Raw genomic sequence first — 19,971 nt, 5'->3', positions numbered from 1 at the left:
GGGAAGGCTGACGGAGGTCAGGGTGACAGCTCGGTCACCTTGCCCTCCGTCACCTCCAGGCGGCGCGTGACGCGGACGGCGTCCAGCATCCTGCGGTCGTGCGTCACCAGGAGCAGCGTGCCCTCGTACGCGTCGAGGGCGGACTCCAGCTGCTCGATGGCGGGCAGGTCGAGGTGGTTCGTCGGCTCGTCGAGGACCAGGAGGTTGACGCCCCTGCCCTGGAGCAGCGCGAGGCCCGCCCGGGTGCGTTCGCCCGGGGAGAGGGTGGCCGCCGGGCGCAGGACGTGTGCGGCCTTCAGGCCGAACTTGGCGAGCAGCGTGCGGACCTCGGCCGGTTCGGTGTCGGGCACGGCCGCGCAGAACGCGTCCAGGAGCGACTCCGGGCCGTGGAACAGCGCGCGGGCCTGGTCCACCTCGCCGACGAGCACGCCGGAGCCGAGGGCGGCGTGGCCCGCGTCCGTGGGGATGCGGGTCAGCAGGGTGCCGAGCAGGGTCGACTTGCCCGAGCCGTTCGCGCCGGTGATCGCCACGCGGTCCGCCCAGTCGATTTGCAGCGACACGGGGCCGAGCGTGAAGTGGCCGCGGTGCACTTCCGCGTCGCGGAGGGTGGCGACGACGCTGCCGGAGCGCGGCGCCGACGCGATCTCCATGTGCAGCTCCCACTCCTTGCGAGGCTCCTCGACGACGTCCAGGCGCTCGATCATGCGCTGCGTCTGGCGTGCCTTCGCCGCCTGCTTCTCGCTGGAGTCGCTGCGGAAGTTCTTGCCGATCTTGTCGTTGTCGCCCGCCTTGCGGCGGGCGTTCTTGACGCCCTTGTCCATCCAGGAGCGCTGCATCTGGGCGCGGCCCTCCAGGGCGGACTTCTTGTCGGCGTACTCCTCGAACTCGTCGCGGGCGTGACGGCGCGCGACGTCACGCTCCTCCAGGTAGGCCTCGTAGCCGCCGCCGTAGAGATTGACCTGCTGCTGGGCGAGGTCGAGTTCGAGGACCTTGGTGACGGTGCGGGTGAGGAACTCGCGGTCGTGGCTGACGACGACGGTGCCGGCGCGCAGTCCGCGTACGAAGCTCTCCAGGCGTTCGAGGCCGGCCAGGTCGAGGTCGTTGGTCGGCTCGTCCAGGAGGAACACGTCGTAGCGGGACAGGAGGAGCGAGGCGAGGCCGGCGCGGGCGGCCTGGCCGCCGGAGAGGGAGGTCATGGGCTGATCGAGACCGACGTCAAGACCGAGCGAGGCGGCGACCTCCTCGGCGCGCTCGTCCAGGTCGGCGCCGCCGAGCGCGAGCCAGCGCTCCAGGCTGAGCGCGTACGCGTCGTCGGCTCCCGGGGTTCCGTCGACCAGGCCCTGGGTGGCCTCGTCCATGGTCCGCTGGGCTTCGTCGACGCCGGTACGGCGGGCCAGGAAGGCGCGGATGGTCTCGCCGGGGCGGCGGTCGGGCTCCTGCGGGAGGTGGCCCACGGCCGCGGTGGGCGGGGAGAGGCGGAGTTCGCCGGTCTCCGGGGTGTCCAGGCCCGCGAGAAGACGGAGGAGGGTCGACTTGCCGGCGCCGTTGGCACCGACCAGGCCGATGACGTCGCCGGGGGCGACGACGAGCTCCAGGGCGGAGAAGAGGGAGCGGTCGCCGTGGCCGGCGGCGAGATTCTTGGCGACGAGGGTTGCGGTCATCAGGGGGTCGAGTTTAGGCGAGACCGGGACCTGCCGATCCGGCAGCATGAGCGACAGCTCCGCACCGCGCCGGCCTTGCTCCCGCTACCTCACTATCGGCGCCGTCAGGACGCTGTCCGTCGTTCGTGCCACCACGAACGACTCTCCCTTCGTCGCCTTGGCGTCCAGTGGTACGCGGTGCTCGCCCGGCTCCAGGACGCCGTCGAAGACCTCGTGGACCTGGGTGCGGGAGAGTCTGTCCAGGCGGTACGCGATGAGCCGGACCCGGCAGGTCGAGGTGATCTCCACGTCCGCCGAACCGTCCGCCGCCGCGAGCCGCGTCAAACGGCGCTGTTCCGACGGGCTGCGGTCCAGGGCGTGTTCTATCTGCGCGACCAGGAGCGGAATGATCGGGGCCAGGCCGTCGACGTACGCGACCTGGAGCCCCGCGCCCTCGAACGCCGCGCGCACCCCCTCGCGCGTCGCCGCGGGGACGGCCCGCCCGAAGGCCACCGCCCCGTACGTCCGCAGCTCGTCCGGCGGCACGCCCGCCGCGTCCGACGCGATCTCGGCGCCGACACCGATCGTGCGCAGCGCCGCGGCGAGCTTGGCGAGGACGGCGACGCGGGCGCCGATCAGGAGCACCCTGCGTCGCGCCGCCGGTTCACCGCCGGCCAGCAACTGCCGCAGCGACTCGCGGTATTGGGCTCCCTGGAAGCGGAAGGGCCCTATGCCGTGGTAGCCGTTGAGCTCCAGATCGGCGCGCTCGGCCGTCTGCCAGGCGAAGTCCCGCCACACGTAGGTGTCGGTGCCGTCCGGTGCCCGCTCGATGACCGCCGTGACCGCCCCGCACTCCAGGCCTTCGCACTCGGGACAGCCGTAGATGACGTGCCGGTCGTCGAGCAGGGGCGCTTCGGCCTCCAGGAGGAGTCCGCGTACATGGTGGGTGAAGATCGCGGGTGGTACGTCGGAGGCGAGCGGGGAAACGGCGTCGAGGTCGGAGAGCTGGAACAGCAGCGGGCGCCCGTTCACGATGAAGTCGACGAAATCCCGGTGGACTTGGTAGTCACCGTTGGCGAGAACTCCACCGGCGCGCATGGCCGGTGCCAGACCGAAGGTCGCGTACTCGGCAGACATGGTGTGAGTATCCCCATCTGGGGGGTGATGTGAGCACGGCATCACACATTCCGCTGCACCCGTCGCCCCAACCCCTGCTCGTGTACGTGGAGTTGGTGTCGCCGGTGGCTCAGTTCGGCGTACGCATGCTCGATGGCGTACAAGGCGAGGCGCGACTGGACGGCGTGGCGGCCCGGGAACGCACGCAGGAGGCGGCGCGCTTCGCGGACGAAGCGGCCGCCTCCTGAAAGCGGGCTGAATCAGACCGACTTGGCCGGGGTCTCCTCCTCGTCGCCGTTGTCGCTCGGACCGATGCGGATCTCGAAGTCGCCGTCGTACTGCTCGTGGCCCGCGATCACGGCCTTCTCGACGGCCTCCGTGCCGTGCTCGCCCCGGACGATCAGCGGGTCGTGGCGCAGGTCCCGCATCAGGGCCACACACATCCCGATCATCACCAGGGTGAAGGGGGCGGCCACGAGAATCGTGAGATTTCGTAGACCGGTGAGAGCGTCGTCGGAACCGTCACCGATCAGCAGCATGATCGCGGCGACGGCTCCCGTCGTCATGCCCCAGAAGACGACGACGAGCTTGCCCGGTTCGAGCGCGCCCTTCTGCGAGAGCGTGCCCATCACGATCGACGCCGCGTCGGCGCCCGACACGAAGAAGATGCCCACGAGGATCATCACGAGCAGGCTCGTGACCGTGGCGATCGGGTACTCGTGCAGGAGGCCGAACAGCTGGGCCTCGGGCGTGGTCTCGCCCTCCAGGCCGCCCCGCTCCTTGACCGTCATGGCGGAGCCGCCGAAGACGGCGAACCAGATCAGGCTGACCGTGCTGGGGACCAGGATGACGCCGCCGACGAACTGACGGATCGTACGTCCCCGGCTGATCCTGGCGATGAACATGCCCACGAAGGGCGTCCACGAGATCCACCAGGCCCAGTAGAAGACGGTCCAGCCGCTGAGCCACTCCGCGACGCCCTTGCCGCTGGAGGCCTCGGTGCGGCCGATCAGCTGCGGGAGGTCGTTGAGGTAGGCGCCGAGGGACGTCGGCAGCATGTCCAGCATGATGACCGTGGGGCCCGCGATGAAGACGAACAGCACGAGAAGTCCGGCGAGCACCATATTGATGTTGGACAGCCACTGGACGCCCTTCTCCACACCGGAGACGGCGGACGCCACGAAGGCCAGGCTCAGGATGGCGATGATGGCGACGAGCAGCCCCGTGCCCGCGTCCTTCATCCAGTCGAGCACCTCGACGCCACTGCCGATCTGCAGCGCGCCGAGACCGAGGGATGCCGCCGAGCCGAACAGCGTCGCGAAGATGGCCAGGATGTCGATGACCCGACCCCAGCCGCCGTTGGCGCGCTTCTCGCCCATGAGCGGCGTGAACACGGCGCTGATGGTCTGGCGCCGGTTGCGCCGGAAGGTGCTGTACGCGATCGCGAGGCCCACCACCGCGTAGATCGCCCACGGGTGGAGCGTCCAGTGGAAGAGGGTGGTGGCCATGGCGGTTTCCATCGCCGCCGCCGAGTCCGCGGGGTCGGTGCCCGGCGGTGGCGTCGTGAAGTGCGCGAGCGGCTCGCTCACGCCGTAGAACATCAGGCCGATGCCCATGCCGGCGCTGAACATCATCGCCACCCAGGACACCGTGCGGAACTCCGGTTCCTCACCCTCCTTGCCCAGGGTGATCTTCCCGTACCGGCTGATGGCCAGCCAGAGCGCGAAGACCACGAAGCCGCTGGCGGTCAGCATGAAGAACCAGCCGCCGTTGTGCATCAGGCCGTTGAGCATGTCCGTGGAGATGTCCTCCAGGGAGTCCGTCGCCACGGCGCCCCAGACCACGAAGGCCAGGGTGAGCACGGCTGTCACGCCGAACACGATCCGGTCCGTCTGTGGAGTCCGGGCGCCGGGGGCGGGAGTCATGATCGCTCCCCCTCCCCCGTCGTCCGATTTCTGCTGGTCTTGCGTCACAAGTGCACCTTTCACGGATGTCGACCACGTGCAATATCTGTACTCCGCTACCCCCTACCACATGTGACGCACCTCTCACCTACTCAACAGCCGGTGTCGGGCCGACCTGTGACCAGGTGATAGGGGGCGCGCTCGTCGAGAAGCAACGGTACGAGAGAACGCGCGGACTGCCGCATCGGTACGTAGGCACCCTTGTCGCTCTTCTTGACCTTCACTCCGTGCAGGGCGAGTTCGTCCTTGATGTCGCCGTACTGCGCGGCGTCGAGCCGGTAGCCGCAGGGCGGGTCCTGGATCACTTCGGACGGCTCGGCCGGGTCGTTGTCTGCGCCGCCGACATAGACGGGCCCGCGGTCACGGAACCCTTCGAGACGGGCCGCGCCGGTGGCCGCCTCCAGCTGGCCGCGCCGTTCGTCGGCGTAGGAGAACAGGCCGCCGAGCGCGGCGAGTTGGGACGACACACGGCGCCGGTTGTTCAGCGCCTCGTCCTTCTTCTCGGCTTCGGTGAGCGGGTCGACGCGGCTCTCTATGAGCAGCCCCGCCGCGTGCTTGATGCCGGAGATGTTGCGCAGGATGCGCTCCTGGCCGTCGCCCGCCGTCTGCTTGATGGGTTCACCGGTCACGGGGTCCGTCCAGATTCCGTACGTCCCCGTCGTGTACCCCGACTTGTTGGCGGCGGGCCTGACGTACGCCTTGGACAGGGTCTGCGCCTCCTTGTGCACCGCCTCGTCGGTGTTGAGGTTGCGCGGCCACAGGTCGAACAGGTCCTTGTCGTAGTACTTCGGGGTCGCTCCGTACTCGTGCAGGTCGTAGATGGAGTCGGGCTGCCTGTCGCGGATGACGGCGGCCAGGGCGCGGCCCTCCGCGGTCTGCAGGGCGATGTGGTCGCGGTTGATGTCGACGCCGTCGGAGTTGCCTCGGGTGTTCGCGGCGCGGCCGTCCGGGTTGGCGGTGGGGACGACGAGGAGCGTGGTGCGCGAGAGGAACGTGCGGGTCTTCTTGTCCTTCGCGTACGCCAGGTCGCGGATGGTCGACAGACACGCGTCGCGGCCCGACGGCTCGTCGCCGTGCTGGCTGCAGATCAGCAACACCGTGTTCTTCGTGGGGCGTTCACCGATGCGGACCAGCTGCACGGGCCGGTCCTGCTTGGTGGTGCCGATGCGGGAGACGGAGACCCGGTCGCTCGCCTTGTCGACGGCCGCGAGGAGCTTCTGCTCCTCGGGCTGACTGGTCCAGCGCGCGCCGTTGCTCTCCTCGAATCCGGTGCGGGGCGGGGTCGGCGTCGCCTGCGCGGGCGCGGTCAGGAGCGGTGCGGCGAGCGCGGCGGTGGCGCAGGCGAGCGCCACGGTGCGGATGCGGGGCGTGAGGCCGGTGCGGGGTCTCATGAAGTGCTGCCTCCAGGTACGGGGCGGAACGGACGCGGCGGGGCCAGGCCGTCGAGACGGGACTCGCGGGGGGTGGCGGTCTCGGAGGTGCGGAACGCGTCGGCGCCGCCGACCAGCGGGACCTTCGCCGACGTACGGGACAGGTCGATGGCGAGGGTCGGGGTGTCGGCCGGGGGGTCGATGAGGTCCTTGTCGGTGCCCGCGACGATCAGCGCGAGGCGGTGGCCCTTCCGTACGACGTGGTCGCTCGCGGCGAGGTCGAGGGTGATGGTGTGCTTCTTGCCCGGCGTGAGGGGGCGGCCCTTGTGCTCGTCGGCCCAGTTGCCGAGGTCGGCCCAGCCGCGGCTGAAGATCGTGTAGTCGACGTCGGCGGTCTTCGCCTTCGTCTCCTTGAAGCAGGAGCTGTCACCACTGGTGCTCGGGCCCCAGCAGGTGCGTTCCGGAAGCGTGGTGATGCCCTCGCCGGCGCTCGCGTAGTCGCGGATGGTGTCGGGGCCGAGGTCGACGAGGACCGCGGAGAGGTGGGCGGTGCGGGTCGTCGGGGTCGCGGTGACGGTCACTTCGGACGAGCCCGACAGGCGCAGGTCACGGCCGAGGGGCTTGCTGACGAACCCGGCCTTCGAGGGGGTCGAGGTGTCGATCTGCGCGGCCCAGTCGGTCTCGCTCAGCTTCGGGTCGTCGGTGAAGGTCTCGCTGCCGGTGCCGGGGCGCGTGCCGAGGGTGCCGACGCCCGGTGAAGTCCCCTTGCCGGGGCGCAGCTTCACCGTGTCCGTGGCGTGCGGTGGCCAGACCCGGTCGGTGGTCCACCGGTCGGGCGCGCGCTCGATGTCGGCCATGGGCTCGCGGTCGATGCCGTTGTCGTAGCCGAGGAGTTCGTGGTCGAACCAGCGGTGCAAGGTGCGCACCCACTCACCGCGGCGGAAGTCGAAGGGGTCGACGTGACCGGTCTGGCTGAGCCACACCTTGCGGTCGACGCCCGCGTCGGCGAGCGCGTCCCACCACTGGCCGAAGTGCTTCATCCGGACGTTCAGGTCCTGCATGCCGTGTACGGCGAAGACGCTGGCCTTCACCTTGTCCGCGTCCGGGACGTGATCGCGCTCGCTCCACAGCCGGGTCCAGTCGCCGGTGCGGGGCGCTTCGTCGATAAGGCGTTGCTGTACGGCGCCGCAGCGGGCCCGTGCCTCGGGGCTCTCCACGTAGTTCGACAGCCACTCGGGGCCGCTGTCGTAGAGCGGGGCGCCCTTGGCGAAGTAGTAGTCGTACCAGGAGGAGATCGCGCCGATCGGCACGATGGTCTTGAGACCTCGCACTCCAGTGGCGGCCACGCCGTTGGCGATGGTGCCGTCGTAGCTCTTGCCGATCATGCCGGTGGCGCCGTTCGTCCAGGACGCCTTGGTGCTCTTGCCGCCGGTGCGGGTGGTGTAGCCGCGGGCCCGGCCGTTCAGCCAGTCGACGACGGCCTTGGCGGACTGGACGTCGGAGCGGCCTCCGACATCCACGCAGCCGTCGGAGCGGTTCGTTCCGGCAAGGTCGACGGCGACGAATCCATAGCCGCGGGGGACGAAGTAGTTGTCGTAGTAGAGCGGGAACTGGACGGGGTCGCCGTTCGCGTCGTACGTCTTCTTCTGGCTCTCGTTGCCGCGCCCGCAGCAGGAGTAGTACGGGCTGGCATCCATGATCACGGGTATCTTCCGGCCCTGCTGGGCCGGTTCGCGGGGCCGGACGATGTCGACGGCGACGCGGTCGGACTTCCCGTCGTCGTCTCCGTCGATCTTCGTGTCGACCCAGACGGATTCGCGGATCGCGCTCTCGTACGAGTAGACGGGCTTGCTCTCACGCGGGGCGCTCGGCGCCCCCTGGGCGGCTCCCGGGGTCAAGAGCGTGGCCAACAGGGCGGCGAGGGCCGCCGTCAGCAGTGATCTCCAGATCAGGCGAGTGCGTCGCGCACGTATCGGCATGGCGCGGAAGGTACACCGGTCAACTCCCGCGCGACAGAGGGCAGTACGCACTGATGACAGGCTCATGGGGCGTTTTGGCACATGTCGGCCGAATGGCGATCGTGTGACAGTAGCGACCATGGACATGACGCGTGGCCACGGGGCTCAATAAGGTCGGACGCATCTACTGAAGTGCCCCTACGACTTGTACGACTTGGAGCTCTTGTGCACCGCAGACTCATCGCGCCGGGCGCGCTCGCGGCCTCTCTCCTGCTGGCGATCCCGGCATCGGCGGCCGACTTCACGCCCGGGGCCCCGGGTATCGGCGATCCCTACTACCCGGCGAGCGGCAACGGCGGCTACGACGTCTCGCACTACGACCTGCGGCTGAAATACCAGCCGAGGACCGACCTGCTCGAAGGCACGGCGACCATCAACGCCACCACGACGCAGAACCTCTCGCGCTTCAACCTCGACCTCGGCCTCAAGGTCAGCGAGGTGCGCGTCAACGGCAAGAAGGCCGCCTTCAAGAAGTCCGGCGAGCAGGAGCTGGAGATCACTCCGGCGGCCGGGCTGCCCAAGGGCACACCGATCACGGTGGTCGTCCGTTACGCGGGCAAGCCGTCCGAGGTGAAGATCAACGGCTTCACGGCATGGGCACGCACTCCGGACGGCGGCGTGGCGGCGCAGGAGCCGGAGTCGGCGGCCTGGTGGTACCCGTCCAACGACCACCCGCTCGACAAGGCGACGTACGACGTCTCGGTCTCCGTGCCGGACGGCTCGCAGGCCATCTCCAACGGCGTACTGCAGTCGCAGAGTTCGAAGCTCGGCTGGACGCGCTTCAACTGGCGCTCGAACAAGCCGCAGGCCAGCTATCTGACGACGCTCGCCGTCGGCAAGTTCGACATCACGACCGACAAGACCGCGGACGGCCTGCCCGTCCTGAACGCCTACAGCAAGGACCTCGGCGACAACGCGGGGGCCGCGCGGGCGAGCATCGAGCGGTCGACGGAGGTCGCGGAGTGGTTGGAGGGGGTCTTCGGCAAGTACCCCTTCAACGCGCTCGGCGGGTACGTCCCGAACGTGACGAGCGGCTTCGCCCTGGAGACGCAGACGCGGCCTTTCTACAGCCCGAGGCAGTTCGCGAACGGCTCCAACGTGTCCGTCGTGGTGCATGAGCTGGCCCACCAGTGGTACGGCGACAGCGTCTCCGTCGACGGCTGGAAGGACATCTGGATCAACGAGGGCTTCGCGCGGTACAGCCAGTGGCTGTGGTCGGAGAAGGAGGGTGAGGGGACGGCTCAGGAGCTGGCGGACTACGTCTACGCCCAGCACCCTGCCGACGACCCGTTCTGGAAGGTCAAGCCGGGTGACCCGGGGCCGGAGAAGCAGTTCGACATCGCCGTGTACGACCGCGGGGCGCTGGCCTTGCAGGCGCTGCGCAACGAGGTGGGCGAGAAGTCCTTCTCGGCGATTTTGAAGGGGTGGCCGAAGGAGTACGCGTACGGGAACGCGAAGGTGGGTGACTTCGTGAAGTACGCGGAGAAGGTCTCCGGCAAGCCGCTGGCTTCCCTGTTCGACGCGTGGCTCTACCAGCCTTCGCGGCCGGATGCTCCTGCTGCGCGGGGGGCGGGGATTGCTCGGTCCTCGGCGGTGCCGGCTACGCCTAAGTCGTGGAAGTCCATCGCTGCGACGAATGGTGTGCACGGTCACGGTAACGGTCACGGGCACAGTAACGGTCACTGATTCTGGACCGCCGCTTCGCGGCGGATGCCTCCCACCCACCCACCCGATCACCCGGCAGCGAGCTGCTGGGAAGGGCGGGTGGGTGGCGTCGGGTGGGGCTCCGCGCGTCGGATGGGGCGGGTGTGAAGGGGCGGGTGGGCGGGGGAATCAGCCCGTCCGGCGTTTGAGGACGAACTCGGCGGAGCCGGTGACTTTTCGGTGCGCCCGGGCCCTGCGTGCCAGTGGCAGGTAGCGGAGGCGTTCCGGGAGGTGTGGGACCACCGTTCGCGCCGCCCGGCCGAAGCGGCGCAGGCGGCGCTCCTGAGCGGCAGTCCACGGCAGGCCTATCGCCGACCTCGCGTCCGGCGGCATCAGGCCGATCGTGATGAAGCGGCGGAAGCGGGCCAGGGGCGGCAGGAGCAGCGGCCAGAGCATGCGCAGCGCCACCCGCGCCAGGTAGGGGCCACGGTCCGGTGGCGGGAGCGGGCGGTCCGTGGCGACGAGGTCGCGGACCACCTCGGTCTCCTCGAGCTCGTCCGCGAGGACCTTCGCGTAGTACGGCCAGAACTCCTCCAGCGTCTGCGGCATGTCCCGGTCGTGGATGCCGAGGATCCGGCCGACCTGGAGCCACTCCGCGTACAGCTGCCGCTCCTGCGCCTCGGTGAAGGGGCGACCCAGGTACTTCTGGGCGTGGCGGTAGACGGGGAACCCGGTGGCGTGGACCCACGCGTAGTAGGCGGGCGTCAGCGCGTGGTAGTCGCGGCCGTGCGCGTCCGTGCCCCGGATGTGCTTGTGCAGCTCGCGCAGCCTGCGCCCCTCCTCGACCGCGCTCCGACCGCCGTACACCCAGGTCTGCAGCGACCGCAGCGACCGCTCGCCGCGCCCCCAGGGGTCGGTGCGGAAGACGGAGTACGTGTCGACGCCGGCGCCCACCGCGGGGTGCGCGACCTGCATCGTGAGCGCGGCGGGCAGGGCGAGCAGGGCGCGGACGTCGCCCGCGATGTCCCACAGGATCCCGCCGGGCGGGGGCGGCTCGGGAATCCGGCTGCGGCTTTGCATCACGCGGCTCCCAGGGGTCGGCCGGGCCCTCCGGTCGGTGCCCAGTTTGTGCGTGTTCTCGTGTTCCAGTATGCGACTGCAGCAGTGTTGACGCGCCCGATGAAACAAGTCAATAGTTCTTGTAACTCTGACTCACGGGGGTGGGACAGGACGTCAAGTGGCCTTGTATGAAAGCGCGATGGCGACCTGAGGGGCGCGGGGAACTGCGCGGTCAGCTGCCGAGCAGGGGCACCAGATAGCGGCGCGCGAAGTCCCGTACGTGGTCGTCCTCTTCGAGCGCGAAGCAGCTCACCGGATTGAGCAGGAAGGAGACCGTGATCCGCACCATCAGCTCCGCCACCGGCGTCGGATCGCCCTCCTCCTTCCCCTCGGCGCGCTGCGCCCGGCGCAGGCGGTCCGTGAGATACCCGCGCATCGCGAGGAACGCGGGGCCGCTCTCCAGGGTCAGGAACGGCAGCATCGTCTCCGGTTCGAGCCGCATCAGGCCGCCGATGAGCGGGTGGGCGCGAATGTGCCGCAGGACCACGACGAAGCCCTCGACGATGCGCTCCTCCATCGTCGGGAGCGGTGCGACGACCTCGTCCACCTCCCGCACGAACCGGCGGTACTCCCGCAGCAGGCAGGCGGAGACGAGCGCTTCCTTGTTGCCGATACGGCGGTACACGGTGACGCGCGAGACCCTGGCGCGCTTGGCGACGTCGTCGACGGTCGAGCGGCGCAGGCCGAACGTCATGAACTGCTCGCGCGCCGCGTCGAGTATCTGCTCGGTCAGGGCGTCGGACGGCGGCGCCGTGTCCAGCGCGCGCTCCATCATCGAATCCATGAGCCCTCCCCCGTAGTCCCCACGCACTCAACCACAGCCCCCGCACCAACTCCCCATGGCTACACGGACACTAACTCAATCTCTTTGTAACTACGCCCAGTCCAGGAGGGTTTCATGACGGAGTGGCCCAGCTCGGAGCAGCTCGATTTCACCGCGGCGCTACCCGACTTCGCGCAGCGCGAGTGCGGCACGCGGGAGCAGCGCGACGCCCTGACCGCCGAGACCGGCGGCCCGCACTCCCCCGCCCTCTACGCGAAGCTCGCCGAACTGGGCTGGCTGGGCGTGTGCCTTCCCGAGGAGTACGGCGGGTCGGGCGGCGGCATGACGGACGCCTGCCTGTTCCTGCGCGAGACGGCACGCGGCATGGTGCCCGCGGGCGGCTTCGTCACGTCGGTCATCACGGCGAAGGCGTACGAGAGGTTCGGCTCGGCGGCGCAGAAGAAGGCGGCGGTGGGCGGTGCCGTCGCCGGGCAGGTGCTCTCGATCGCGATGTCGGAGCCGGACGCCGGGTCGGGCGTGGCGGCGCTGCGGTGCCGGGCCGAACGGGCGGCGGACGGCGGGTGGTTGATCAACGGGCACAAGACCTGGATCTCCAACGCGCACCTGGCCTCGTACATCCTGCTGGTCGCGCGTACGGACGCGAGCGGGCCCAGGCACGAGGGCCTGACGATGTTCCATGTGCCCGCGGACACCCCGGGGATCGAGATCCGGGGCATCTCCACGATGGGCGGCCGCGAGGTCAACGACGTCTACTTCACCGACGTACGGCTGCCCGCGGACGCGGTGGTGGGCGTCGAGGGCAGGGCGTGGCCGCAGCTGATGGCGGGGCTCAACGCGGAGCGGCTGTTCCTTGCGGCGAACATGCTGGGCCTCGCTGAGCGGATCCTCGACGACACGGTCACGTACGTGCGCGGGCGCGAGCAGTTCGGGCGGCCGGTCGGCTCCTTCCAGACGCTGCGGCACCGGATCGCGGATCTGGCGACGGAGATCGAGTGCGCGCGGCTCCTCGTCTTCGACGTGGCGGCGAAGTGCGACGCCGAGCCGGAACGTCTCTTCCCGCGCGAGGCCTCGATGGCCAAGCTGAAGGCCACCGAGACGGCGAAGCGCGCGGCGCTCGAAGGCATGCAGATGATGGGCGGTTACGGCTACGCGACCGAGTACGACATGGAGCGGCATCTGCGGGCCGCGGTGGTCTCGACGGTGTACGGCGGCACCAGTGAGATCCAGCGGGACATCATCGGGAAGAGCTACGGACTGTAGGCGGGAGGCTGCGGTGGCTGCGGGAGCGCAAGGCGCCTGTGCCGCCACCGTGCACGGCAGCCACTAAAAGGGCGCCGACTGGCAGCCGACCACCGCCACCACAGCGAGCAGGCAGCCGGCGGCGGCCGAGTGAGCCGCGTTCGGGTACGTGGATGCGCCTGTGCCGTCAGAGCCCGGCAGCGTGGATGCCGCAGGATCCGCGGGTGCCGCCTGCGCCGCGCCGGCGCAGGTGCCGCAGGGTCGCCTAGCGCGCGGCGGCGTACGCCTCCAGGATCAGGTCCGTCACCGCTGTCGGCTCGCGCAGCGTCGGGAAGTGGTCGCTGTCCCGCAGCCGCACGAGACGGCAGCCCGGGATGCGTGCCGCCATTTCCTCGTTGCAGCGGACCACCTCGGGGTCGTCGTGCTCCCCCAGGGCCAGCACGCACGGCATGTCGAGCTCGCCGAGCCGGTCGAATGCGGGCGGGTCGGGGACCTGGTGGGGGTGGACGGCGAACCAGGACGGGATCACCGCCCTGATGAGCGCCTCCGCCTCGGGGTCGTCCCCGGTCCCCGCGGCGGCCGACGTGCGCTTCACCAGGGCCACGATGCCGTCCATGTCGCCCGCCTCCGCGAGGCGGACCACCTCGGCGGTGAACTCCTCCATGGCGAAGTCCGGGTTGCCGGTGATCCCGGGGACCAGCAGGGCGAGCCCCGCCACCCTGGCGGGGTCCCTCAGCGCGATGCCGATGGCCGTGGCGCCGCCCATGCTCGATCCCGCGAGGAACGCGCGTGCGACGTCGAAGTGGTCGAGGACCGCGATCAGGTCCTCGACGAGCGAGAAGGACGCGGTGGGGGCGGGCGAGCTGCCGTACGCCCGCGCGTCGTAGCGGATGACCCGGCGCCCCTCCGCCAGGCGCGGCAGGATCCCGTCCCAGACGCGGGAGTCCGCGACTCCCGGGTGCAGCAGGACCAGCGGCAGTCCCTCGCCGCCGGAGTCCTGCGCCCACACTTCGCCGTCCTTGACCGGCACCATGAGTTCCATGGTGCGAGCGTGCCGTGGGGGCGGCCCGAGCGCCAGACGGAACTCGGCCGCCTCCCGCGGGGACGCCGTCCGGCTAGCGGCCTGAAGCCGTCGCCGTAGGGAGCGGCTCTCCCACGATCCTGCTGGCAAGCACCGCCGCCAGCTCGGGGACCTGGGCCCGCAGTTCCCCTTCCGTCGACGCACGTTCCGTCGCGATCGCGGCCTGGCCCGCCGTGAGCACCTCGTCGCGTTCGCGTACGCCGTCCGCACGGGCGGCGGCGATCAGGGCCGCGCCCTCCTCCCGGGCCCGCTGCCGCACCTGCGCGGCCTCGTGACGGGCCTCGGCCAGCGTCGCCTCGCGCTCGGCGCGTATCCGCTCGGCCTCGCGGCGCAGCTCCGCCGCCGGTCCGCCGGTGACCCCTTCGAGGATCGTGGCGCGCTCTTCGAGTACGCGGTTCACGCGGAGGATCATGCGCCTTACGAAGACGTAGAGGGAGCCGAACAGCACGGCTCCGACGACGAGATTCTCGACATCCGGGTTGATCGGCCCCAGCGGCATGGGTATGAGCTGCATACTGGCGATCTACCCGCTCATGCGTGCGCAACAACGCACACCTGCACGGCAGTTGAGTGATCCCCGCCACGTCGGCGGCCGCTGGGGTCCGGGTCCGTGCCCGGTCGGCTCAGTCTCCGAAGTCGTAGACCGTCACCGCGATGCCCCGCTCCACCAGACGCCGGGATATCAGCGGCTCGACGCGTGACCACTTGCCGCCCGCGAGCCCGCAGCCGATGCGCGGCATGTGCACGGAGGCATCGAGCTCGGCCGCCTTGTCGGCGAGCGTGGCCAGGGCGGTGTCGATCGCCTCGTACCGCACGGGGACGCCCTTGCTGCCGGTGCGCATGCCGTGCTGGCCGATCATGTTGGCCACCCATATGTAGGGGCTGACCTCGACGAACTGGACGGCGCCAAGGCCGAAGTCGTTCTTGGCGCGCTCGCGGTGCCACCGGCGGTACGCGGCCTCCGGCTCGGGCCAGCGGCGCGACACCGCGACGACGAAGCCCTTGCCCCAGCCCCCGAGGTCGTTGCAGACGTGGGCTATCAGCTTGACGCCCTTGCCCAACGGCGCGGTGGCGTCACCTCGGACATATGTGATCTCCGACATGACGCCACCGTAGGCGCTGCCACTGACAGTGGCCGTTGAGCTGCTGTTGCGTGCGGCTACTTGGTGAGGCCCGCCGCCTCGCGGTCCACCCTGCGGCGGATCCCGTACCAGCCGGCGACCAGCGCCGCCGCGATGATCGGGATGAGGTAGAGCGTCTTGCGGCCGATCTCCGGGTCCTTCCACATCAGGCCGAGCACGGAGAGCAGGAAGGCGATCGTGACGATCTCGGTGACCGGGCTGCCGGGGAGCCGGAAGCCGGGCCTGGTGATCAGGCCCTCCTTGGCGCGGCGGACGAACGCCAGGTGGCAGATCATGATGATCACCCACGTGCTGATGATGCCGAGGGACGCCACGTTCAGGACGATCTCGAAGGCCTGGCTCGGCATGAGGAAGTTCAGGCCGACGCCGAGCACGCACACCGCGGAGGTGAGCAGGATGCCGCCGTAGGGCACCTGGCTCTTGTTCATCCGCGCGGTGAACTTCGGCGCGGAACCCGCCATCGCCATCGAGCGCAGGATGCGGCCCGTGGAGTACAGGCCCGAGTTCAGCGACGACAGCGCCGCCGTGAGGACGACCAGGTTCATCACGTCACCGGCCGCGGGGACGCCGATCTTGGAGAGGACCGTCACGAACGGGCTCTGGTCGGCCGAGTACACCGACCCGGGAAGCAGCAGCGCGAGCAGGACGACCGAGCCGACGTAGAAGAGGCCCACCCGCCACATGATGGAGTTCACCGCGCGCGGGACGACCTTCTGCGGCTCGGCGGTCTCGCCCGCCGCGACGCCGACCAGCTCAAGCGACGCGTACGCGAAGACGACGCCCTGCATGACGATCACGACCGGCATGATGCCGTTCGGCAGGAAGCCGCCGTTGTCGGTGATGACGCTCAGGCCCGGCGTCTGCCCGCCCACGTCCTGCTGGGTTACCAGCAGGAAGATGCCGATCAGCATGAAGGCGACCAGGGCGGCGACCTTGACGATCGCGAACCAGAACTCCATCTCGCCGAAGTACTTCACCGAGATCATGTTGATCACGAGGACGACGGCGAGGGCTATCAGCGCGAGCACCCACTGGGGGATGTCGGTGAAGAAGCTCCAGTAGTGCGTGTAGAGCGCGATGGCCGTGATGTCGGCGATACCGGTGGTCGACCAGTTCAGGAAGTACATCCAGCCGGCGACGTAGGCACCCTTCTCGCCGAGGAACTCACGCGCGTAGCTGACGAACGAACCCGACGACGGCCGGTAGATGACCATCTCGCCGAGGGCGCGTACGACGAAGAAGGCGAAGATGCCGCACACGAGGTACGCGACGGCGAGCGCGGGGCCCGCGGAGTGCAGGCGGCCGCCCGCACCGAGAAAGAGTCCAGTTCCGATCGCGCCACCGATGGCGATCATGTTGACGTGACGGGCCTTGAGGTCCTTGCTGTAACCGGCGTCGCCCGCGTCCGCGGGGGCCTGGGACGCATCTGTGCGGGATGCGTCCGCAGCGGCCGTGTCTACGGCTTCCTTGCTCACGTGGGGGGTCTACTCTCTGGTGCCCGGAAAACTCCGGTGTCCGGATGTGCTCCGGTCCACGACACCCCTGACGTGTGTGGACCGACGCGACACCTTCCCCCAGAGATCGCCCGACATGCGGTGGCGCACGTCACATAGCGGCACTTCTCACATGGTGGGCAGGGGGTGTACACACGATGATCACTGGGTGTACAGCCCGTTGATGGCTTCCGCGTACTTCTCCTTGATGACCCTGCGGCGCAGCTTCAGGGACGGCGTCAGCTCCCCGGTCTCGGGTCCCCACTCCTCCCCGAGGAGGCGGTAGCGCTTGATCTGCTCGGTGCGGTTCAGGCGTGCGTTGGCCGCCTCGACGGCCCGCGCGACCTCCTCCTGTACGGCCTCGCTCGCCATCAGGTCGCCCGTGATCCCCTGGGCGGCGGCCCACACGGGGGCCATCTCGGGGTCGAGGACGAGCAGCGCCACCAGGTAGGAGCGGCCGTCGCCGTGGACGAGGGCCTGGCCTATGAGGGGGTGCTCCTTGAGGGTGTTCTCGACGAGCGCGGGCGAGACGTTCTTGCCCGTCGAGGTCACGATGAGTTCCTTCTTGCGGTCGGTGAGCCAGAGGAAGCCGTCCTCGTCGATCCGCCCGACGTCGCCGGTGGCGAACCAGCCGTCCGCGTCGCAGGCCGACTCCACTCCCCCGTCGGGCAGCAGATAGCCGTCGAAGACCGTCGCGCCGCGCACCAGGATCTCGCCGTCGTCGGTGGTGCGGATCTCCAGGCCGTCCAGGGGCTTGCCCACCGAGCCGAGACGGAAGGCGGCCGGGGTGTTGATGGTGACGACCCCAGTCGTCTCCGTGAGACCCCACGCGTCCATGATCAGGATGTCGAAGCCCGCCCAGAAGCGCACGACGTCCAGGGGCATCGACGCCGCCGCGCTCGCGGTCCACACCAGGCGGTCGAATCCGGCCAGGGAGAGCAGCGGCCCGATGACCTTCTCCTTGGCCTCGCGGTACGCCGTCTCCACCTCGGCCGGCGGGGTCTCGCCGCGCTCGATGTACTCCACGCGCGCGCGTGTCGTCTCGTTCGCCGCCTCGATCGACGCCCGCTGCTCTTCCGGCAGCCCGGCGAGCACGGCCTTCACGGACGCGGCCAGCTTCTCCCACACGCGCGGGACGCCGAAGAACTGCGCGGGGCGCAGCTCGCGCGCGGTCGCGGCGACGGCGGTCGGATCCGCACACAGGTGCACGTGTGAGGCGCGGAAGACGGGCAAGTAGATGCCCAGCATGCGCTCGGCGACGTGTGCGAACGGGAGGTAGCTGATGTGCTCCACGAAGTCGGGGAGCTCGACGACGGCGTCCAGGGCGACGCCGTTGAGGACGACGTTGCGGTGCGTGATGCGGACGCCCTTGGGGTCGCCGGTGGTGCCCGAGGTGTAGACGACGGTCAGCGGATCGTCGGACCGGGACTCGCGCCAGCCCTTCTCGAAGGCGTCCGGGTCGAACAGCCGGCCTCCCGTGGCGTGCAGGGAGCCGTACGTACGGTGCGGGCCCGCATCGGCGGCCTCGACGACCACCAGACGCTCGATCGGCGCGTCGGGGTCCGTCAGGAGCGGCTCCCAGCGTTCCAGCTCGCGGGCGCCCTCGACGATCGCGAAGCGGGCACGGCTGTGCCGGGCGATGTGCGCGATCTGCTCGGGCGCCGACGTGCCGTACACGGTGATGGGGACCGCGCCGAGGTGCACGAGGGCGAGATCGCTCAGCCAGTGTTCGGGGCGGTTGCCCATCATCATGAGGACGTGCTCACCGCGCCGTACGCCGAGCGCCGTGTACCCGGCGGCGAGAACGGCGACCTTGCGGCGTGCTTCGCGCCAGGTCAGCGTCGTCCACTCCCCCTCGGGGGTGGCGCGCCAGGAGAGTGCGGGGCGGTCGCCGTGGTCCTCGGCGTTGCGGAGCAGCAGGGCGGGGAGGGTGATGTCGGCGGGTTCCCCGGGGAGTCGCAGGATCGTGGTCATGACCGCCTCCTGGCGTCATCGACGAAGCAAGTGACTGGCCCGGACGCTTTCACAACAGTGGTGAGACAGCAATACTGTTGCACCTGATCGGTGCACAACTGACGGTGCACAGCAGTAGGTGCACGACTGCTGGTGCACAACTGTCGGTGCTCAACTGGGGAGGCGAAGCGCTGCCATGACGATGACGACGACGTCGGGCACGGACGAGCCGACGCTCACGGTCGACGAACTGGCCGCCCGCGCGGGCGTCACCGTCCGCACCATCCGCTTCTACAGCACCAAGGGCCTGCTGCCGCCGCCGGTGATCGGCCCGCGCCGGGTCGGTCATTACGGCCAGGAGCATCTGTCCCGGCTCGGGCTCATCGAGGAGTTGCAGCACCAGGGCATGACGCTGGCCGCGATCGAGAGGTACCTGGAACAGCTGCCGCCCGATCTGAGCGCCCACGACCTCGCCATCCACCGTGCGGTGGTGGCCTCCTGGGCCCCCGACTCGGCCGAGGACACCGACCACGCGGAGCTGGAGCGCAGGGCGGGCCGTTCGCTGACCGCGGCGGACCTGGACCGGCTCTCGGCGATGGGGGTCGTCGCGCCGACCGAGCCCCAGGGGTCGTACCGCGTCGACCCGGGGCTGCTGCGCCTCGGCGTGGAACTGCTCGACGTGCCCATCGCGCACGAGACGATCCTGGCGGCCCGCACGGTCCTGATGGAGCACACCCGCTCGGCAGCCGTCGAGCTGTCCCGGCTCTTCCGCGACGAGGTGTGGGGGCCCTACCGGGACCGGGAGTCGGACCCGGAGCACGTGGCGGCGATGCGCTCCCTGTCGGCCCATATGCAGCCGATGGTGGTACAGGCCCTGGTGACGGCGTTCCAGCGCTCCCTCAAGGAGGAGCTGCGGGAGTGGCTCGACGAGGGCTGATCCACTCCCGCGATTCGACGGCAACTCCCCTGCTACACCCTGACGTTGGCCGCGGTCGCGGTGGGCATCTCGCCCCGCGTGGCCTGCACGAGACGGGTGGCGAAGACCTCGGAGAGGGTGTCGAGGTCCTTCCGTCCGGCGGCGCTACCGGCGGTGTCCCGGAGTTCGAGCGTGCCGATGTACTTGCCCTGGACGATCACGACCGTCTGTGTGTGCTTCTTCGCGGCCGTCTTGTACGCGTAGCTGACGCTCGACTCGCCCTGCGGCGGTCCGTCGAGGATCTTGAGCTCGCGCTTGTTGTCGCGGGCGTAGCTCTCCCAGGCGGCGAAGGCCCGCTCGGCGGCCCGCTCGTTGCGGTAGACGATCAGGTCGTAACGCGCGCCCTCGGTCTTGTCGTCGGTGCGGTAGCCGGATACGACGCGGGGGCGCGACCCCGCGGTTCCGCCCCCGCACACGGGCGGAACCGCAGGT

General features: G+C 69.9%; 17 protein-coding genes. 4 read left to right on the top strand and 13 right to left on the bottom strand.

Annotated features, from left to right (window positions below):
• Nucleotides 1-17: 17 nt before the first annotated feature.
• Together ACWGI2_RS04275 and ACWGI2_RS04270 are read right to left on the bottom strand one after the other, a co-directional pair.
• On the bottom strand, nt 18-1,661 hold the full coding sequence (locus ACWGI2_RS04275) for an ABC-F family ATP-binding cassette domain-containing protein (RefSeq protein WP_453693743.1): 1,644 nt from the start codon (nt 1,659-1,661) through the stop codon (nt 18-20).
• 84 nt (nt 1,662-1,745) lie between these two features.
• Nucleotides 1,746-2,777 carry an oxidoreductase gene (locus ACWGI2_RS04270; RefSeq protein WP_453693741.1) on the bottom strand — a complete coding sequence of 344 codons (1,032 nt, stop codon included), beginning with the start codon at nt 2,775-2,777 and terminating at the stop codon, nt 1,746-1,748.
• Between the two features lie 29 nt (nt 2,778-2,806).
• Here ACWGI2_RS04270 and ACWGI2_RS04265 point away from each other — a divergent pair, with 29 nt between their 5' ends.
• Nucleotides 2,807-3,004 carry a hypothetical protein gene (locus ACWGI2_RS04265; protein WP_453693739.1) on the top strand — a complete coding sequence of 66 codons (198 nt, stop codon included), beginning with the start codon at nt 2,807-2,809 and terminating at the stop codon, nt 3,002-3,004.
• A 12-nt stretch (nt 3,005-3,016) separates the two neighbouring features.
• Here the strand turns inward: ACWGI2_RS04265 and ACWGI2_RS04260 are convergent, their stop codons facing one another.
• The 3 genes from ACWGI2_RS04260 to ACWGI2_RS04250 all read right to left on the bottom strand — a co-directional run bounded on the left by ACWGI2_RS04260 (nt 3,017) and on the right by ACWGI2_RS04250 (nt 8,069).
• Nucleotides 3,017-4,681 (bottom strand): BCCT family transporter, encoded by a 1,665-nt coding sequence (locus ACWGI2_RS04260; RefSeq protein WP_453394598.1) that lies wholly within the window; start codon nt 4,679-4,681, stop codon nt 3,017-3,019.
• Nucleotides 4,682-4,812: 131 nt separating this feature from the next.
• Nucleotides 4,813-6,111, bottom strand: a complete 1,299-nt coding sequence (locus ACWGI2_RS04255) for a M14 family metallopeptidase (protein WP_453693737.1) — start codon at nt 6,109-6,111, stop codon at nt 4,813-4,815.
• On the bottom strand, nt 6,108-8,069 hold the full coding sequence (locus ACWGI2_RS04250; RefSeq protein WP_453693735.1) for a Xaa-Pro dipeptidyl-peptidase: 1,962 nt from the start codon (nt 8,067-8,069) through the stop codon (nt 6,108-6,110). Before ACWGI2_RS04250 ends, ACWGI2_RS04255 begins: the two co-directional genes overlap by 4 nt.
• A 204-nt stretch (nt 8,070-8,273) precedes the next feature.
• On the opposite strand from ACWGI2_RS04250, the gene ACWGI2_RS04245 reads away from it, so the two are divergent.
• The gene (locus tag ACWGI2_RS04245; protein WP_453693733.1) at nt 8,274-9,794 is read left to right on the top strand and encodes a M1 family metallopeptidase; all 1,521 of its coding nucleotides are present in this window, start codon (nt 8,274-8,276) and stop codon (nt 9,792-9,794) included.
• Nucleotides 9,795-9,941: 147 nt separating this feature from the next.
• Here ACWGI2_RS04245 and ACWGI2_RS04240 read toward each other — a convergent pair whose 3' ends face one another.
• Nucleotides 9,942-10,832: an oxygenase MpaB family protein gene (locus ACWGI2_RS04240; RefSeq protein ID WP_453693731.1), complete on the bottom strand. Its 891-nt coding sequence runs from the start codon at nt 10,830-10,832 to the stop codon at nt 9,942-9,944.
• A gap of 211 nt (nt 10,833-11,043) precedes the next feature.
• Complete coding sequence (locus ACWGI2_RS04235; RefSeq protein WP_453693729.1) at nt 11,044-11,655, bottom strand: TetR/AcrR family transcriptional regulator; 612 nt, start codon at nt 11,653-11,655, stop codon at nt 11,044-11,046.
• A gap of 114 nt (nt 11,656-11,769) precedes the next feature.
• Here ACWGI2_RS04235 and ACWGI2_RS04230 point away from each other — a divergent pair, with 114 nt between their 5' ends.
• On the top strand, nt 11,770-12,915 hold the full coding sequence (locus tag ACWGI2_RS04230; protein ID WP_453693727.1) for an acyl-CoA dehydrogenase family protein: 1,146 nt from the start codon (nt 11,770-11,772) through the stop codon (nt 12,913-12,915).
• Between the two features lie 244 nt (nt 12,916-13,159).
• Here ACWGI2_RS04230 and ACWGI2_RS04225 read toward each other — a convergent pair whose 3' ends face one another.
• From ACWGI2_RS04225 to ACWGI2_RS04205, 5 genes are all read right to left on the bottom strand, one after another.
• On the bottom strand, nt 13,160-13,936 hold the full coding sequence (locus tag ACWGI2_RS04225) for an alpha/beta fold hydrolase (protein ID WP_453693725.1): 777 nt from the start codon (nt 13,934-13,936) through the stop codon (nt 13,160-13,162).
• Between the two features lie 73 nt (nt 13,937-14,009).
• On the bottom strand, nt 14,010-14,489 hold the full coding sequence (locus ACWGI2_RS04220) for a F0F1 ATP synthase subunit B family protein (RefSeq protein ID WP_453693723.1): 480 nt from the start codon (nt 14,487-14,489) through the stop codon (nt 14,010-14,012).
• A gap of 109 nt (nt 14,490-14,598) precedes the next feature.
• Entirely contained in the window at nt 14,599-15,078 is a 480-nt protein-coding gene (locus ACWGI2_RS04215) for a macro domain-containing protein (RefSeq protein ID WP_453394589.1), read from the bottom strand.
• Nucleotides 15,079-15,134: 56 nt separating this feature from the next.
• Entirely contained in the window at nt 15,135-16,592 is a 1,458-nt protein-coding gene (locus tag ACWGI2_RS04210) for an amino acid permease (protein ID WP_453693721.1), read from the bottom strand.
• 180 nt (nt 16,593-16,772) lie between these two features.
• Nucleotides 16,773-18,584 carry an AMP-dependent synthetase/ligase gene (locus tag ACWGI2_RS04205; RefSeq protein ID WP_453693719.1) on the bottom strand — a complete coding sequence of 604 codons (1,812 nt, stop codon included), beginning with the start codon at nt 18,582-18,584 and terminating at the stop codon, nt 16,773-16,775.
• A 181-nt stretch (nt 18,585-18,765) separates the two neighbouring features.
• Between ACWGI2_RS04205 and ACWGI2_RS04200 the strand changes: the two genes are divergently transcribed.
• On the top strand, nt 18,766-19,500 hold the full coding sequence (locus ACWGI2_RS04200; protein ID WP_160510673.1) for a MerR family transcriptional regulator: 735 nt from the start codon (nt 18,766-18,768) through the stop codon (nt 19,498-19,500).
• 32 nt (nt 19,501-19,532) lie between these two features.
• Here the strand turns inward: ACWGI2_RS04200 and ACWGI2_RS04195 are convergent, their stop codons facing one another.
• Nucleotides 19,533-19,955 (bottom strand): hypothetical protein, encoded by a 423-nt coding sequence (locus ACWGI2_RS04195; protein WP_453693717.1) that lies wholly within the window; start codon nt 19,953-19,955, stop codon nt 19,533-19,535.
• Nucleotides 19,956-19,971: the final 16 nt, after the last annotated feature.

The organism is Streptomyces sp. NPDC054866 (assembly GCF_053610745.1).
This window is presented reverse-complemented; position numbering and strand designations above follow the sequence as displayed.

Bases quoted from the DNA above. Each gene is read 5' to 3' on its own strand.
- ACWGI2_RS04200 (WP_160510673.1), top strand. From the start codon at position 18,766: ATGACGACGACGTCGGGCACGGACGAGCCGACGCTCACGGTCGACGAA.
- ACWGI2_RS04235 (WP_453693729.1), bottom strand. From the start codon at position 11,655: ATGGATTCGATGATGGAGCGCGCGCTGGACACGGCGCCGCCGTCCGAC.
- ACWGI2_RS04250 (WP_453693735.1), bottom strand. From the start codon at position 8,069: ATGCCGATACGTGCGCGACGCACTCGCCTGATCTGGAGATCACTGCTG.
- ACWGI2_RS04205 (WP_453693719.1), bottom strand. From the start codon at position 18,584: ATGACCACGATCCTGCGACTCCCCGGGGAACCCGCCGACATCACCCTC.
- ACWGI2_RS04240 (WP_453693731.1), bottom strand. From the start codon at position 10,832: ATGCAAAGCCGCAGCCGGATTCCCGAGCCGCCCCCGCCCGGCGGGATC.
- ACWGI2_RS04230 (WP_453693727.1), top strand. From the start codon at position 11,770: ATGACGGAGTGGCCCAGCTCGGAGCAGCTCGATTTCACCGCGGCGCTA.
- ACWGI2_RS04220 (WP_453693723.1), bottom strand. From the start codon at position 14,489: ATGCAGCTCATACCCATGCCGCTGGGGCCGATCAACCCGGATGTCGAG.
- ACWGI2_RS04225 (WP_453693725.1), bottom strand. From the start codon at position 13,936: ATGGAACTCATGGTGCCGGTCAAGGACGGCGAAGTGTGGGCGCAGGAC.
- ACWGI2_RS04260 (WP_453394598.1), bottom strand. From the start codon at position 4,681: ATGACTCCCGCCCCCGGCGCCCGGACTCCACAGACGGACCGGATCGTG.
- ACWGI2_RS04275 (WP_453693743.1), bottom strand. From the start codon at position 1,661: ATGACCGCAACCCTCGTCGCCAAGAATCTCGCCGCCGGCCACGGCGAC.
- ACWGI2_RS04255 (WP_453693737.1), bottom strand. From the start codon at position 6,111: ATGAGACCCCGCACCGGCCTCACGCCCCGCATCCGCACCGTGGCGCTC.
- ACWGI2_RS04270 (WP_453693741.1), bottom strand. From the start codon at position 2,777: ATGTCTGCCGAGTACGCGACCTTCGGTCTGGCACCGGCCATGCGCGCC.
- ACWGI2_RS04215 (WP_453394589.1), bottom strand. From the start codon at position 15,078: ATGTCGGAGATCACATATGTCCGAGGTGACGCCACCGCGCCGTTGGGC.